The organism is Streptomyces sp. WG5, assembly GCF_049974565.1.
In the GTDB taxonomy this organism is placed as follows: Bacteria; Actinomycetota; Actinomycetes; order Streptomycetales; family Streptomycetaceae; genus Streptomyces.
On sequence record NZ_JBNGGC010000049.1, the window covers coordinates 26,091 to 40,539 of the forward strand.

Below are 14,449 nucleotides of genomic sequence, written 5' to 3' on the forward strand. Positions count from 1 at the left end.
AGCGCCACCGACGTACGCGAACCGACGCGCTTCCAACCGCGTCCCCGGCATCCTCGGCATGCTGAACGCGTGCCCTGATCCGGTCGCCGACCTGCCACGCCGTGCCCCCTTCCAGTAAGTGGCCTTAGCCACTTACTGGATAGTGGCATTGGCCACTTGTGGCGCGCAAGCGGTTCGCGCAACTGTCTGTCTGTCAGGTCACGTCAGCGGATACCCCTGCTCGAACGCCCAACGGTGCGGCGGGTACGTCGCCTCGGCGAACTCCAACGGCCGGTCCTGCATGTCGTAGACGACGTGGTGAACGACCAGCACGGCGGAGCCCGGCTCGAGATTCAGGTCGGCGGCCTCTTCGTCGGTGGCGCCTCGAGCGCACATCCGGTCCTCGGCGTAACTCCCCTGCCGCCCTGTCGTGTTCTCGACGTACATCAGGGTCCCCTCCTGAATCCGCCCGGGATCCGTGAGCTTGGGCGCGCGCTGACCGACATCGGGCGCGAACCAGGAGGTCGACAACGTGATGGGCCCGTCCTGGTTGTTGGTCACGCGCCGGCGATGGACGGCCCGGCGGTCCTTCACCAACCCGAGAGCCTCAGCAACGTGATCCGGGGCGTCCATCCAGCCGGCCGAGGTGATCACCGCGTACTCACCGGGCGTGTAGATCTTCCCGGTCTGACGAGCCCGGCCGTACAACTCCCGCGCACGCCTGTTGACTTCCAGACTCCGCACGTACGTACCCGACCCTTGCCGCTTCTCGACGAGCCCCTGATGACTCAGCGCCTCCAGGGCGCGGGCCGCGGTCGGGCGGGACACCTTCCAGTCAGCGGCCAACTGCCGTTCCGACGGCACCTCGTCACCCGCTCGCAGGTCGCCCCGAAGGATCTGATCGCGGATGTGGTGAGCGATCTGGAGATACTTCGGTTGCGCCTCCTCGATCTGCGGCACGACTCCTCCTCGTCCAAGTGGCTATGGCCTCTAGCCACTATAGAGTGAGTGGCTAATACCAGAACCCGTAATGTTGACCACATGACGCGGTTGATCGTCGCAGCAGGAGGAGGGGGCGACGCAGTCGCCGCCGCAATGCTTCACGCCGCCCTCTACGGCGACGAGGACCAGGCGGTGATCCTCACGTATGCGTGGGACCGCCTACTGATCGACCCCGTACCGGGCCCGCGCGGCCCGCAGGACTTCACCGGTCTGGAGGCCGTCACTCCGTCCGTGCGGTCAGTGCCGGCGACCGCCCGCCCAGTCGCTCCGGCAGGGTCGACGCTCCCTCGCCTCGCGGCCGAACTTCCACAGGCACTTACCCTGCTGGACCCCTCCCACGGAGTCGAGGGCGTGACGCGCCAACTGGAAGAGCTGCTGACCCACCTGACGCCGGAGTCGATCGACCTCCTGGACGTCGGCGGAGACATCCTCGCCCGCGGCGACGAACCGACGCTGAAAAGTCCTCTTGCCGACGCGGTAACGCTTGCAGCGTGCTGCCAGGTGAACGCACCGGTCCGACTCCTGGTCGTCGGCCCCGGTCTCGACGGCGAGCTGTCGGCAGAGAATCTCCGTCCGCTGCTGGGCCCTGTCGTTCACACCCTCACGGCGGAGGACGTGGCCCCGGTCGGCAGCGTCCTGGAGTGGCACCCGTCCGAGGCCACGGGGATGCTCGCGGCGACGGCCCGGGGAACGCGCGGCATCTGCGAGGTTCGCGACGCCGGCCTACCGGTACCACTCACGGACGAAAGCCCACGCGTTCACGAAGTCGACCTGGACGAGGCCCTGAGCCACAACACCCTTGCCCGAGCCATCACGGCGACGACGACCCTGGACGAGGTCGAGACCCTCAGCCGCGAGATCTGCGGCTTCTCGGAAATCGACTACGAGCGCAACAAGGCCGTGTGGCTGAAGGACCAGCCTCCAGCCTCGCTCGACGAGGGGGCGGTACTGCGCCAGGTCGACGAGTTCGAGTCGGAAGCCCGCACCCGCGGAGTCACGCACACGACGTTCCGCCACCTCACCGAGGTCTTGAACCTCAACGGCTCCCAGCGCAGCGACCTGCGCCAACTCCTGCTGACCAGACGCCCTGAGCAGTACGCAGCTCCACTCTGGCGCATCCCGGACGCCACCTGAGTTACAACCTTCTTTACTGGTTCAAGGCGGCTCGCTTCGCTCACCGCGCGCGGCCCGGCCCCCGGCCGGGCCTGCGCTCCTGTCTCCGCCCCGCTCCAGCCCGGCCGACGCCCGTGCCGCGCGGGGGAAGCCAGGCCGTCGAGGTAGAACCGAGAGACAAAGGATCGCTCCAACTGACCCGCCGTCCGCAAGCCGAGGTGAGGCGTGGGCCGTTGCTACTTTGCCTTCGGAAGCCGGGGAGGAGTCGAGGACCATCCGGTGGCGAGCCCGCAAGAAAGATCCCGTCGCATCACTCAATCTGATCCACCGAACAGCCCGGCACAGCTTCCAGATGACATGTACTCTCAACCTATGGCGTCGATAGCCGTCCGTCGCCCTGGCAAAATCGACTTAAAGAGGAAAAGCTAAAGAATGCATAGAGAAAATAATACCGAAGGAGACGATGCGACACCTCTCGGAGGCGCGGAAGCAGGCCTAAGGGAACGTTGGTTTAAGAAAAAGTCTAATCTTTTTTCTCACGCACTAGATTTTAGCCTCTCTAGTCTTGTTTCTCTCGTACAAGGGCACGAGCTAGACCTGGATCCGGAGTATGCGCGTCGATACCGGTGGGACGTCACTCGTAAATCACGTCTGATTGAGTCCTTCCTACTGGAAGTCCCCGTTCCTCCCATCTTCCTTGCCGAGAATGACGACGGTCGATATTCCATCATCGACGGAAAACAGCGGGTTTCTAGCATTGTTGACTTCGTTACAAACGGTTTCCCGCTGACCGACCTTGAGGTTCTGCCTGAGGCTAACGGATTGACTTTTGAGGAACTCGATCCCGCAATGGCGCGTTCACTACTTTCCAGGTCAACCCTTCGGGCCGTCATTATCGCCCAATCCTCAGATCCAGACATGAAGTACGCAGTCTTCGCCAGACTGAACACGGGAGGCGTTCATCTAACAGCACAGGAAGTTCGTAATGCCCTATACCCGGGCCCATTTAATCGAATGCTCGTTGCACTCTCAGCAGAGCCAGCATTTCAGTCCGCGCTCCAGATCAGCTCTGCATCCCAAAGAGAAATGCGCGATGTTGAGCTAGTTCTAAGGTATTTCGCGTTGCGAGACTTCGGGGGTGACCGCACTGTTCTCACTGCAGAGGCATTGACGCGGTCACTAATGCGAGGTAACACGCTAAGCGAAGTGCAGATTCAAGCGGACCGCGACGAGTTCCTTTCCTCTCTCTCAAAGTGTTCTACGGCATTCGGCCCACTGGCGTTCCGGCGATGGGATCCGCGTCGAGGTGAGGCAACATCCCGCACGATCACCTCTCTATATGACGCAGAAATGGCCGCCGTTCGCGGTTTCCAAGAGGATGCCCTTGCTCGTCGAGCTGTACAGATTCAGGCGGGCTTGAAAGATCTTTTGAGCCGTCGCGAATACCAGCGCTTGCAGCAATCCCAGGGGGGCAACTTCGGGGAACTAGCCAACGGAATCATCAATCTGTTGCACAGAGTTCTGGGTTAGCCATGCCCAGAGACAAGTTTAAGGCGCAGCTTGCAGAAGTACACACGCTGCTCAATCTTGCCGATTCGATCGACTTCCGTGATCCTGCTCTAACGTATCTCTCAGGTCCACGCCCAAACTCTGGACCTTTGTTGGCAGGTGCGGTTGTGCTACTGTGCGCCCGTTTTGAGGAGTTCATTAAAGATGTGGTTACATACGCATTAGAGCGCCACAATTATGCGGATCCGCCCGTTCTCCTTTGGGATCTGCCTGAAGACGTGCAGGTTCGCCTCATCTCCCGAAACCTGAACTCAGCACTTGAAGCCAACCGCCACGGCAGATCGAGGGAACATGCAGATCGCATCAGTGACGGAGTAGCTGCGGCTCATGCATTGACGGCCGGGAAGATCGAAGCTCAGTTCGCCATTAACACATCAGGCAATCCGGGCCCTGAAACCGTGAAGGATTTGATGCGACTCGCCGGGGTGGAAAGTCCCTGGAGAGCTATTTCCCGCCATTTTGATTCAACGTATGTCATGCCGATGATCTCCGGTTTGCCAAATCCCGTCATCGGCGGCCTTGAGGAGCGGCTGCGGCAGATCCTCAGGGTCAGAAACATAATTGCCCATAGCGGCGCGACAATTCCGTCATCATCGGCGGAAATTCGATTCAACGTCGACTTCTTGAGTCAGCTATCAAACTCTATCTACGACGTACTGAAGGAAACTATCGAGAACATTGCTCGCTCCACCGGAAGGCAGCCCGCCTCTTGGAACCCCTAATTGCGGCACGCGCACGTGATCGAATCAACAGTCAGCATGCCACGCACCGAATCCCGGGCCAGCGGATGCACCAGCCTCTCTCTCCTGAAGCGGGACTCTGCGCTGTGCCACGACCGGGCCGGTGAGTGCTGCTGCCATCGACGGCACTGCACCGTTGCTGAGGCTAGTGGGGGTGCAGCGAGACATACGCGCGCCTGGCCGGTCGGCGCACCCGCCTTCGTGGCTGACTGTCGTCGGCTGAGGTTCAGACAGGGCGCATCGAAGGCGCCGGCCGTCAGCCAGGTACGGCCAACCTGGGCCGTCTCTGGGCCATCCGAGGTCGCTCGACAGCAGCCAATGACGACCAACGGCGACCATCACACGAACCGACCGCCCTTGACCAGCAAAGACCCAGCTCACCAAGATCCCGGCAAGACCCAGGGCAAGAAGACACCTCAGGTTGCGTCCCTTGGCGGGGCCACAGGTCGCCGCGATGGACCTGCGGTAGAGACCGAGCTCCAGGCATCATCTGAGATCCGCAGTGGCGAACTGACCACAAGCAGCGAACTGCGTGTGTGACCCCCACACCGAACGATCACGCCCGCCCACCTCTGGGAGGCCCCCGTTGCCACGAACCATCCGCTTCGACAGAACCCGTGAGGAGCTTCAGTTCGAGGGCACCTGCCGCCAGTATCGCGACGTTGAAGGGTACGTCTTCCACGAGTCCGAACTTGCACAGTTCAAAGCCGTTGACCTTAAGCATGCTCTGCAAAGCGCAGCTCGCCTCTACGAGGCAGACGAAATGGATGTATTCGTCGTCGAGGGCGACGAAGACGAGTTTGATGATGAGTGGTCACCGCCGGGCCCCGTACAGATCGCACTCCAAAAAGGAACCCTGGTCGTACAGATTCACGTTGTTACGAAGGTGGAAGAGTTTAACGAAGAAACTCTACCCGACGTCTATCGGGCCATCCTCGCACCGTATCTAGCTAGACGTAGAGCAGCACTTCGCGACATCGAAATGACCGTCGACTACCATACATCCCCTTTCGTGTGGCGCATCGATATCGAGTGCAACCTACGCAATCGACTAGTCCGCGAATTGTACGAAATCGGCAGTGGCGCGATTGCACTCCTAGAGGCTGCCGAGAGCGGAGAGCTCACCCGCGAGACGACCATCGAACTTCTCCGCGCGGGGCGAGCCGACGTTCTAATTGGCCAGCCAGAAGGTCCGTGGCTCGATGTAAAGAGTGCACATTACGACCTCGATACACAACACGGAAAGATTTCCATAGCCCAGGCGGTAGCAAGGTTTGCAAACGCCGAGCACGGAGGAATCGTCGTGGTGGGCATGCGAGGAAAGAAGGTTCCTACGGGGGAGATGATTCACAGTGTTTGCCCAGTACCCCTCGACGGACGCACGCTGCGTCGCTATCAGAGCGCTCTGGAACATCATCTGTACCCACCCCCCGACCTCCTTGACATCGAGGAGATCTCCGATGGCTCAGGGCTGGGCATTGTCTTTCTCCACATTCCACCTCAGCCCGAGGAGCTCAAGCCCTTCCTTGTCCATGGGGCGGTAGTGGACGGCCGCATCGAGGGGGCCTTCATTAGCATCGTCCGCCGCAGAGGCGAAGGGTCGATCCCTATCACCGCTCCTGCGATTCATTCCACGCTGGCTGCTGGCCGCGCCTTGCTGAGACGCGGCCAGCTACCCGATGCTCCACAGAACTTGGAAGGTTCACCCTAGCGCCGGTCCTGGTGCTGCCGGGAGGTCCGTGCCAGACGCGTGCCAGATCCTGGGGGAGCCACGGGGAACAACGGGCAACCAAGCCGACGGCCACCAAGCGCCAAGACCGCTTCGCCGCAGGCTAGCGTCACAGCGAGCCCCAGATCACATTAGCTTCCCAAGCTGATGGCTCAGGCAGTGTGCTCACGGGCCGGCCGTCCTGGCTTCCTCTGGTCGACGACGCCGCGACAGCGTGACTGAGGTCTGTGGGGGCGCGGCGAGGCACACGCGCGCCTGGTCGGTCGGCAGACCCGCCATCGTGGCTGACTGTCGTCGGTTAAGGTGTCGACGACTTGAGTGCACGCACCGTGCGGGCCAGCTGAGGTGACGCCCCTGCCCTGGGTGATTCTGCGATGTGGAAGGGGAATGCAGCCCTGTGGCGAAGTAGGGCCAGGGGAGGGGTAGACAGGTGGCGCAACGGGGTAGCGGCCGAGGCAACGACTATCAGCGGCAGCAGCAGGCGTTACGACGTGCCCAGGAGCAACGGGCACGGCAAGCGGAGCGGGAACGCAAGGCCGCTGAGACGGCCAGCAAGCGGCAGGAGCGCGAGCGGAAGGCTGCGTATCAGGAGCAGCAGGCCGAGCAGGCGCGGGTGCGCACGATCGGGGTCGAGCACGAGGTCGAGCAGCTCGGGCAGTTACTCCGTGACGCGTTGGTGGGTGATCCGCCGACGACCTTTGAGCGCCGGCGGCGGATTCACATGCCAACAAAGTTGGACGAGCGTCCCTGGTCTCGTCCGGAGCCTTTACCGCGCTGGGAGGAGTTCGCACCGCCGGAACCCGGTGGTCTGGCTGCTGTCCTGGGTCTTGGCAGGAAGCGCTATGAGGCTGAGGTTGCCGAGGCGCGTGTGCGGTTCGGCGAGGCACAGGATCGCCACAGGAGGGCAGAAGAGAAGCGGCTGGCAACGCTGGAGCGGAAGCGTTTCGAGCACCGCCAAACCGAAGCGCAAGCCCTTGACGAGGTGGCGACCTTCAATGCGAAGTTGGATGAGGAGCGCGAGGCGTATAGGGCCGGGGAGCCCGCGGCGGTCGAGGCTCATCTAGGGGCTGTCCTGGATGCGTCGGTGTACCCAGTGGGTTTCCCGCACGAGCATCGAATCGCCTTTCGCCCTACCACCGGTGACGTACTCGTTGAGATCCATTTGCCTCATGAGGCGATCGTTCCTACCGCGCGGGGCTACCGGTACGTAAAGAACCGAGACGAGACGACCGTGCTGCCTCGTCCGGAGAAGGAACGCAAGGAAATCTACGCCTCAGTCCTGGCGCAAGTCGCCCTGAGGACTGTCCACGAGGTCCTGACGAGCGATCCGGACCGGATCGTCAATGGCGTGATCCTGAATGGCCATGTGAGAACCGTCGACCGGGCCACCGGTCAGGAGGTCTCACCTTGTCTGGTGACGCTCAGCGCCAGCAGGAAGCAGTTCGGGAAGCTCCGTCTCAGCCAGGTTGATCCAGCGCAGTGCCTCAGGGGACTCAACGCTCTGGTATCGCCCAACCCCTACGATCTCGAACCGATCCGCCCCATCGTCGAGTTCGACCTATCCAAGTACCGGCTCATGGACAGCATGGATGTAGTCGCCGGCCTGGACAGCAGGCCCGTGCTGGTGAAGCTGACGCCCACCGAGTTCGAGCACCTGATTCGCCAACTGTTTGAGGCGATCGGCATGGAGGCCTGGAACACCCAGGCCTCCAAAGACGAGGGTGTTGATGCGGTGGCCGTCAGCAAGGACCCCGTCTTCAACGGTGAGTGCATCATTCAGGCGAAGCGCTACAGCAAGCTCGTGGGTGTTGAGTCCGTTCAGGCGCTCGCCGGAGTGGTCGAGCACAAGCGTGCTGCCAAGGGGATCCTGATCACCACATCGTGGTTCGGCAGGGCCAGCCACGACTTTGCCCGCCAACATGGTCGGCTCCAGCTCATCGAAGGGCCGGAACTCAAGTACCTGATCAAGGAACACCTTGGCAAGGATGTGATCCCGGGTCCGGTTCCCCCGAAGAGGCGCCCCTCGCGCTGAGGCTGGCGGGCGGCCCACTCAGACCGAGGAGCTGGGTCGTCTCTGGGCCGTCCGAGGCCGCTCGACAGTGGCCGATGACGACCAACGACGACCATCAGGCGCGCGGGCCTACCGTGTCTGGGCAGCGAAAACCCAGCTCGCCAAGATCCCCGGCAAGACCTAGGGCAAGAAGAAGTAGTGCGCCAAGCGGTTAGCGGCTGTCGTCTCTGGGCTGGGTGGGGACAAGCGACGCCAGCGAACAACGTGAGAAGCCACTGCATCTGCACTGGTCGGAGCCATGCGCCGGTGCCCCTTCGCTGCATGGCCAAAAAAGTTTTCAGCGAGAGGTCACGCCAGGGCGTGTTGCGTCCCACTACCCCGTAACGAAGCTACTGGAGCGGGAGCGTGGGACTTGTCAGAGATCGAGATCACAGCCATCGTCGTTGTTGTGGGGTACGTCCTGACGCTTCTCCGTGCCTGGGTGCGTGAACGTGGACGTGTCCAGACGGAGCAGTGTCGCGGCACAGTGAGGCGGGACATCGTTCGTTCACTACCGCCTGGTAGCCGGGTCAGCGAGAACGCTGAAGGCACCATGATTGAGGTCGGCCTGTTCGAGAAGAAGGCGGACCGGGGGGAGGGGTCATGTGGGTAGAAGATTGGTCGACCTTGGCCGCGTGTCGAACTACCGACCCTGACGAGCTGTTCGTTCAAGAAACTGCCCAGTTGCGCGCGAAGGCGGTATGCAACGGGTGCCAAGTCCGCACAGAGTGCCTGGCTGACGCGCTCGACAATCGGGTTGAGTTCGGTATCTGGGGTGGCATGACGGAAGCGGAGCGTCGGGCACTTTTGGACCGCCGCCCAACAGTCACCTCTTGGCGCCGACTCCTAAAGACGGCACGGACCGAATACTCCATCTCTACTCGACGGTTCGAGGAGGATTTTGGACAGCTTTTCAAAGATTCCTTGCACCGTTTGATTGGTTTCCTGATCACCGCAGGGGCGCGACGAGTCGACGCTGAAGACGCTGTGCAGATGGCCTTCATTGAACTTGCTAAGGCCTGGGACTCCGTAGAGCATCCCCTAGCATGGGTACGCAAGGTCGCATTTCGCATATGGACAAAAATTCTCGGCAAAAGTCGCATAGATGAGCTGGTGTCTAATTTCCCTGATCACATCGAGCGTGACGATAACGACGAAATAGTCGGCCAATCTCAGGTCATCCATATCCTGAGACAGCTTCCGCCACTGCAGCAAGCGGTTATGGCATTCGAATACGATGGTTGCTCGCCAACTGAGGCGGCTGAGGCAATGGGGATGCCTGCCGTGAACGTCCGCCAAAACCTACATCGCGCACGCGCCAATCTTGCGAAGATCCTGAACAAGGAAGGGTTTCAGTGAATATTCCGGTCGAAATCACATACACCCGCGCCATGGATAATTTCATGCGAACAGGAATCGCTCAGCTGCGTACCGCATTGTCCGAGGTGATTGACCCGAGCAAGCACCTGAAGGATGTGCTTAATCGGGCTGAAACGGTCACTGAAATCCACGTTGGCAGTGTTATGGAACAGCAGTCATCGGAGTGCGAAATCACCCCTCTGATCGTGCCGCCAGAGTGGACAGCAGAGAGATCGATGAAATCGTCCAGCAAATTGTCGGGCTAAGAATGCTCGACAGGTAGCCATCGAGAGGTCGTCAGCTTGCTGGCGACCTTTTGGTCATGCTGTCGATTAACGGCCGCGGCCAGCCATGAGGTTGCAGAGCGCCAGGACCGCAGCCGACGGGCCGACACCCCGACCATCGTGGCTGACTGTCATCGGCTGAGGTTCGTGCCACAACCGTGCCAGATGCAGGGGTTAGCCACGGTCAACGCCGGTGCTTTGCGGTCGAGTAGCCACTCGCTACCTCGGCTGGCAAAGCCGCAGGTCAGCCCGCAGGTCACCCCGCCTCTCTCCTAAAGCGGGTGTCGCAGGTTCGAATCCTGCCGGGGGCACAGCGAGAAGGGCCAGCTCGGGAAGGGTTTCCTCCCGAGCTGGCCCTTTGCCGTTTCGGATGGCATAGCAGCGTGGCCCAGGCCGGTGGGGGTCCAGCAGGCATACGCGTGCGCGTTCGGTCGGCGCGCCCGCCGTCGTGACTGACTGTCGTCGGCTGAGGTTCAGACGGCGCATCGGGGGTGCCGGCCGTCAGGCGACTGCGGCAAAGCGGGGCCGTCGCTGGGCCGTCCGAGGTGGCTCACCAAGGTCTCCGGCAAGACCCGGGGTGAAAAGAAGTGACCCGAGTGCACCAGATTCCGCTATCTACCGGCATCCCTGCAGACGAGGGACCTGATGTGTGCCCGGTTCCCTATGCTCGCGATGCTCGCTTGCGGGGGCGTGACCACCTGTGCCAGCGGCCTGTGAAGAGCCGCTCAACGATCATCATCAGTACCAAGCTCGCGCCCACGATGCCGCAACCCTGAAAGAACAAGGTGCTGAATAGCGCCTTCCGGAGGGTCATAGCAACTATGAGGCAGCCCACTACACACGCGAGTGTGCCCACGAGCTGCAGCAGAACGTAGAGCGATGCAAGCGCGTCGCGGACACCCGCATACGGCTGAGGCTGTGGTTGCTCCCCATGCACGTGTACCGTCAGATGCTGATCACGTCCGGCCTGGTACACACGCCCGTCGCCCTCGGCATGGCCATACATCTGCCGCCGAAAGCCTTCCTCGTCACGCTGGCCCGGGGCCGTCATCGTCGTCCCGCCTGGCGTTCATCGCTCGCTGATGAACTGGTTCCCGCCTGCCTGGTACACCCGGCCGTGATCACGGGACTCGGCGTTGAGAGTGATGTTCGTCCTGTGTGAGCCGGCTTCCGCGAGCCTGGACAGCAAGCCTTCGAACTCTGCCGCAGCGGCCCGGTCCTCCAGGAAGAGCGTCAGCATGCGCCCCTGCCAGGCTGACTGAAGAGCCTGACGTACGGGTTGGATCTCCGTGTCGGAAGCGGCGAGCAGGGCAGAACGCGACGTCTCAAGGTCTCGTTCCAGCTCGGCAGCGGAATCTGGGCGGAATCGGCGCCACAGATCAACCACGCCTGATCGAAGTGTCTGCCAGCCATCTGTTGCCATGGCCGATACGACGGCCGTACCGCCGGCGCCGGCCAAGGCGATGAGCGTCGGGTCCACGATCTTCCCTCCCCGTTTGGTCCCAGTGGACCGATCCTAGCCAGCAACTCCTGCATGCTGCTTGGAACTTGCCCTGTCTCGCTGGCCGTTACTGACAACCGCACACCCTAGTACTCCAGCCGTAGTGGTGGATCTTGGAAGGTGAGGCGGTGCCGACGGGTACCGCCACCGGTGATCATCGGGTGAGAGGACAGAAGATCAGACGGTGGCCGTAGGCCACAGCGGAGGCCCTGCCCGTTGGGACGAGGAGTTCGAGGGGCTGATGGAGCGCATGTCCGGGCGGTTCGCCCGTTCTGAACCCCGGCGTCGGGTGGGGAAGTTCGTTCGCGGACTGCTGGCTGATCTGCCTCGCAAGAACTGCTGGACGATCGCGGAGTGGGCCGGTGAGGCCACACCGGATGGCATGCAGCATCTGTGGGAACGGGCCGAGTGGGACGCGGACGCGGTCCGCGGTGATCTGCGCGAGTACGTTGTCGATCGCCTCGGCACTGAGCAGGCCGTCCTCGTCGTCGACGAGACCGGCGACGTGAAGGCTCCCTGGCTGCGCTGGGTGACCCTCGCGATGCTCGCCCACGCCTTCCTGGCCGTCATCCGTGCCGACGAGCACCGCGAACACCCCGCCCCCGCCGGACTCATCCCCCTCACCTGCAACGAAATACAGCGACTGTTAGCCCTGCCCGCCGCATACCCGAACGACCAACGCGACCATCGCCTGCGCTGGTCCTTATGGCGTCGCCGAGGCCAGGCCCGCGCCCGCGACTGCCGCTACCGCCGACGCGAGGCCACCACATGAGGATCCACGACTGCGGACGGAGTATTGATTGACCGACCGTAAGAAGCAATACACCGAAGTCAGCGCGGCCCGAGGGCCCCTCAGGCCGCCATCAGCGCCGCCAGGGCGCGGTCCATCGCGGCGTTGAACTCTTCCGGCGCCAGCGGCAGGCGGGACTTGACGTCCCGACTCCATTGGTCGGCAAGGACCTCGGCGGATCCCGCCTCGACACCGTCGAGCGCCGCGTCGGCCAGGTCCGACGGAGCGATCTTGTCCACGGGCCAGCCCGCCGCCATGTCGGTGTCGGCCAGGCCGAGGTGTACCGCTGTGACGAGCGTGCCCTGCTCGGCGAGCTCCAGGCGAACGCCGTTGGTCATGGCCCAGGCGGCGGCCTTGGTCAGGTGGTAGGCATTGGCGCCCGCGCCCCCGAACCACGACATGGCGGAAAGGACATTGACGATCGCACCCCCGCCGTTCCCGGCGAGCGCCGGCGCGAACTCCCGGATCATTCCCAGGTGGCCGAACATGTTGGTCTCCAGCTCGTGCCGCACCGCGTCCAGCGATCCGGTCACCAGATCGGTCCTCGTATTGATTCCCGCGTTGTTGATGAGTAGCGAGACGTCCGGGGCGGCCTCGGCGGCGGCCCTCACGGATGCCGGATCGGCGATGTCGAGGGGCAGCACCTCGACCCCGGGCAGGTCCACGGTCTCCGGTCGGCGGGCCGTCGCGTAGACCTTGTGGGCGCCCCGTTCGAGCAGGCGCTGGGCGAAGGCGCGGCCCAGGCCGCGGTTGGCTCCGGTGACAAGGGCGACGGAGTTGTTGATATCCATGCCCGGTACGCTAAAACCTGACGCTAACGTCAGAGGCAAGTGCTGGCCGTCAGGACGGGACGAGAGGAATCACCATGACCGTCACGGAGGCTGCGGCCGAGCGGCTGATCCGCATCGGCGAGGTGGCACGGGGCGCCGGTGTCTCGGTACGCGCCGTGCGCTACTACGAGCAGCAGGGGCTGCTCATCGCGGAGCGCAGCCCGTCCGGCCAGCGCCTCTACCGGCAGGACACCGTCCCCCTGGTGCGCTTCTTCCAGCAGATGTTCGCCGCCGGTCTGACCAGTCGAAGGATCGCGGAGCTCCTTCCATGCTGGGACACCGGGCACACCGACGCCGAGCAACGAGCCATGCTGCGCGCCGAGCGCGACCGCATCCAGGCCAAGGTCGACGACCTGCAGGCCGCCCTGGACCGCCTCGACGAGGTCATCGCGATCACGGACACGCACCCGTAGGCGCGGTCGGTCGGACGTCGCACCAGCGATCTACGGCTGGAGAAGGGCCCGCACGCGGGAGCGGGCGTCGTGCATCGCATGGCCGCGATCGGCATCACGACCCGCCACGCCGTGGAGCAGCCGGAGCCGAGGCAGCCGACCGCCGAGGAGGCGTCGTTGCTCGGCGTCCAGAAGGCCACACTGGTCACGCACACCCGACGGACGTACTACAGCGATGAGGGACGGCCCGTGGAGACGGCGGACATCGTGGTGCCCGCGGCTCACTGCGAGGTCGTCCACGAGATCCCGATCATCCGGTGACAGCGCCACACGCGAAGGGAGCGGCAGATGGGCCGCCGCAGAGAGCCCCGTAAGAACACCGCGGTCGTGACGGCGACGGTGCGTGAGTGGAGCGACGAGGAGGGCTGGGGTGTCCTCGACTCGCCCGAGACTCCCGGAGGGTGCTTCGGCCACTTCTCCGACATTCAGGCGCCCGGCTTCCGCACGCTGTCGCCAGGGCAGCAGGTCGATCTCACCTGGGAGGCGCCCGGTTTCAAGCAGGACGGGTACGACTACCGGGCGGTGAGCATCGTTCCCCGCGCTGTATGACATGCACGGCTGAGGTGGTTTTCAGGCGGCGCTGATCGGTGCCGGGTGCTCGGGGAGCCGCCGATTGCCGCCGCGGCCCCCTTCGAGAGGCGCGCGCCGAGGTCGGGGACGTGCAGGAAGCATGCCGGCGCGGTGGCGGCCTGGACGGTCCGCGGAGTTCACCGGTCCAGAAAACTGCGGGAGGACACTCGGCGGCGCCCAGCAGGCGTACAGTCCCGTGCTCCTCGGCAGCGCGGCCGCCGCCTCGGACAGCGACCGCGGTGAGGTGAACAGGGCTTCGATGGGCCGTCGCACGGCCGTCCGCTCCGACATGACCGCAGGACAGAGGCACCGGCGGAGGCGCTGCCCGCCCGAGTCCTCCCAGTCCGTTCCGCCGCGGTGATGCGTTCTCGTCCGCGCAGGTCGAGCGGTGCTCACGGCTGCGCGGGGGGGGGGGGGGGGGGGGGGGGGGAACCCCCCCCCCCCCCCCCCCCCCCCCCCCCCCCCCCCACCCCACCACCCC

General features: G+C 63.5%; 12 protein-coding genes and 2 pseudogenes. 11 read left to right on the plus strand and 3 right to left on the minus strand.

Translation table 11 applies throughout. The annotated features are described in order from the left end of the window. Window positions 1–198: 198 nt before the first annotated feature. Window positions 199–939: a GntR family transcriptional regulator gene (locus ACP4IX_RS33705; protein ID WP_426558304.1), complete on the minus strand. Its 741-nt coding sequence runs from the start codon at window positions 937–939 to the stop codon at window positions 199–201. A gap of 135 nt (window positions 940–1,074) precedes the next feature. On the opposite strand from ACP4IX_RS33705, the gene ACP4IX_RS33710 reads away from it, so the two are divergent. The 7 genes from ACP4IX_RS33710 (at window position 1,075) to ACP4IX_RS33740 (ending at window position 9,807) form a co-directional block, all read left to right on the plus strand. After that, window positions 1,075–2,115, plus strand: coding sequence for a DUF1152 domain-containing protein (locus ACP4IX_RS33710; protein WP_426558323.1), 1,041 nt, complete (start codon window positions 1,075–1,077; stop codon window positions 2,113–2,115). A gap of 411 nt (window positions 2,116–2,526) precedes the next feature. After that, on the plus strand, window positions 2,527–3,624 hold the full coding sequence (locus ACP4IX_RS33715; protein WP_426558306.1) for a DUF262 domain-containing protein: 1,098 nt from the start codon (window positions 2,527–2,529) through the stop codon (window positions 3,622–3,624). A gap of 2 nt (window positions 3,625–3,626) precedes the next feature. Continuing rightward, window positions 3,627–4,385 carry a HEPN domain-containing protein gene (locus ACP4IX_RS33720; protein WP_426558308.1) on the plus strand — a complete coding sequence of 253 codons (759 nt, stop codon included), beginning with the start codon at window positions 3,627–3,629 and terminating at the stop codon, window positions 4,383–4,385. A gap of 604 nt (window positions 4,386–4,989) precedes the next feature. Continuing rightward, window positions 4,990–6,114 (plus strand): ATP-binding protein, encoded by a 1,125-nt coding sequence (locus tag ACP4IX_RS33725; RefSeq protein WP_426558310.1) that lies wholly within the window; start codon window positions 4,990–4,992, stop codon window positions 6,112–6,114. Between the two features lie 448 nt (window positions 6,115–6,562). Further along, the gene (locus ACP4IX_RS33730) at window positions 6,563–8,164 is read left to right on the plus strand and encodes a restriction endonuclease (RefSeq protein ID WP_426558312.1); all 1,602 of its coding nucleotides are present in this window, start codon (window positions 6,563–6,565) and stop codon (window positions 8,162–8,164) included. A 621-nt stretch (window positions 8,165–8,785) separates the two neighbouring features. Next, entirely contained in the window at window positions 8,786–9,541 is a 756-nt protein-coding gene (locus ACP4IX_RS33735; RefSeq protein WP_426558314.1) for a sigma-70 family RNA polymerase sigma factor, read from the plus strand. Continuing rightward, window positions 9,538–9,807 carry a hypothetical protein gene (locus ACP4IX_RS33740; protein ID WP_426558316.1) on the plus strand — a complete coding sequence of 90 codons (270 nt, stop codon included), beginning with the start codon at window positions 9,538–9,540 and terminating at the stop codon, window positions 9,805–9,807. Before ACP4IX_RS33735 ends, ACP4IX_RS33740 begins: the two co-directional genes overlap by 4 nt. A gap of 1,087 nt (window positions 9,808–10,894) precedes the next feature. On the opposite strand, the gene ACP4IX_RS33745 is transcribed toward ACP4IX_RS33740, so the two are convergent. Next, window positions 10,895–11,305 carry a hypothetical protein gene (locus ACP4IX_RS33745; RefSeq protein ID WP_426558317.1) on the minus strand — a complete coding sequence of 137 codons (411 nt, stop codon included), beginning with the start codon at window positions 11,303–11,305 and terminating at the stop codon, window positions 10,895–10,897. A gap of 262 nt (window positions 11,306–11,567) precedes the next feature. Here ACP4IX_RS33745 and ACP4IX_RS33750 point away from each other — a divergent pair. Next, window positions 11,568–11,837: pseudogene (locus ACP4IX_RS33750) on the plus strand (transposase); the annotation flags it as partial. 341 nt (window positions 11,838–12,178) lie between these two features. Here ACP4IX_RS33750 and ACP4IX_RS33755 read toward each other — a convergent pair. Then, window positions 12,179–12,907 carry an SDR family oxidoreductase gene (locus ACP4IX_RS33755; protein WP_426520343.1) on the minus strand — a complete coding sequence of 243 codons (729 nt, stop codon included), beginning with the start codon at window positions 12,905–12,907 and terminating at the stop codon, window positions 12,179–12,181. 74 nt (window positions 12,908–12,981) lie between these two features. On the opposite strand from ACP4IX_RS33755, the gene ACP4IX_RS33760 reads away from it, so the two are divergent. The 3 genes and pseudogenes from ACP4IX_RS33760 (at window position 12,982) to ACP4IX_RS33770 (ending at window position 13,947) form a co-directional block, all read left to right on the plus strand. Beyond that, a complete protein-coding gene (locus tag ACP4IX_RS33760) occupies window positions 12,982–13,359 on the plus strand; it encodes a MerR family transcriptional regulator (RefSeq protein WP_426520345.1) in 378 nt (125 codons plus the stop codon). 39 nt (window positions 13,360–13,398) lie between these two features. After that, window positions 13,399–13,659 (plus strand): annotated as a pseudogene (locus ACP4IX_RS33765) (UTRA domain-containing protein); the annotation flags it as partial. A 27-nt stretch (window positions 13,660–13,686) separates the two neighbouring features. Further along, a complete protein-coding gene (locus tag ACP4IX_RS33770; RefSeq protein WP_426558319.1) occupies window positions 13,687–13,947 on the plus strand; it encodes a cold shock domain-containing protein in 261 nt (86 codons plus the stop codon). Window positions 13,948–14,449: the final 502 nt, after the last annotated feature.

Bases quoted from the DNA above. Each gene is read 5' to 3' on its own strand.
- ACP4IX_RS33710 (WP_426558323.1), top strand. From the start codon at position 1,075: ATGCTTCACGCCGCCCTCTACGGCGACGAGGACCAGGCGGTGATCCTC.
- ACP4IX_RS33715 (WP_426558306.1), top strand. From the start codon at position 2,527: ATGCATAGAGAAAATAATACCGAAGGAGACGATGCGACACCTCTCGGA.
- ACP4IX_RS33720 (WP_426558308.1), top strand. From the start codon at position 3,627: ATGCCCAGAGACAAGTTTAAGGCGCAGCTTGCAGAAGTACACACGCTG.
- ACP4IX_RS33735 (WP_426558314.1), top strand. From the start codon at position 8,786: ATGTGGGTAGAAGATTGGTCGACCTTGGCCGCGTGTCGAACTACCGAC.
- ACP4IX_RS33755 (WP_426520343.1), bottom strand. From the start codon at position 12,907: ATGGATATCAACAACTCCGTCGCCCTTGTCACCGGAGCCAACCGCGGC.
- ACP4IX_RS33760 (WP_426520345.1), top strand. From the start codon at position 12,982: ATGACCGTCACGGAGGCTGCGGCCGAGCGGCTGATCCGCATCGGCGAG.
- ACP4IX_RS33770 (WP_426558319.1), top strand. From the start codon at position 13,687: ATGGGCCGCCGCAGAGAGCCCCGTAAGAACACCGCGGTCGTGACGGCG.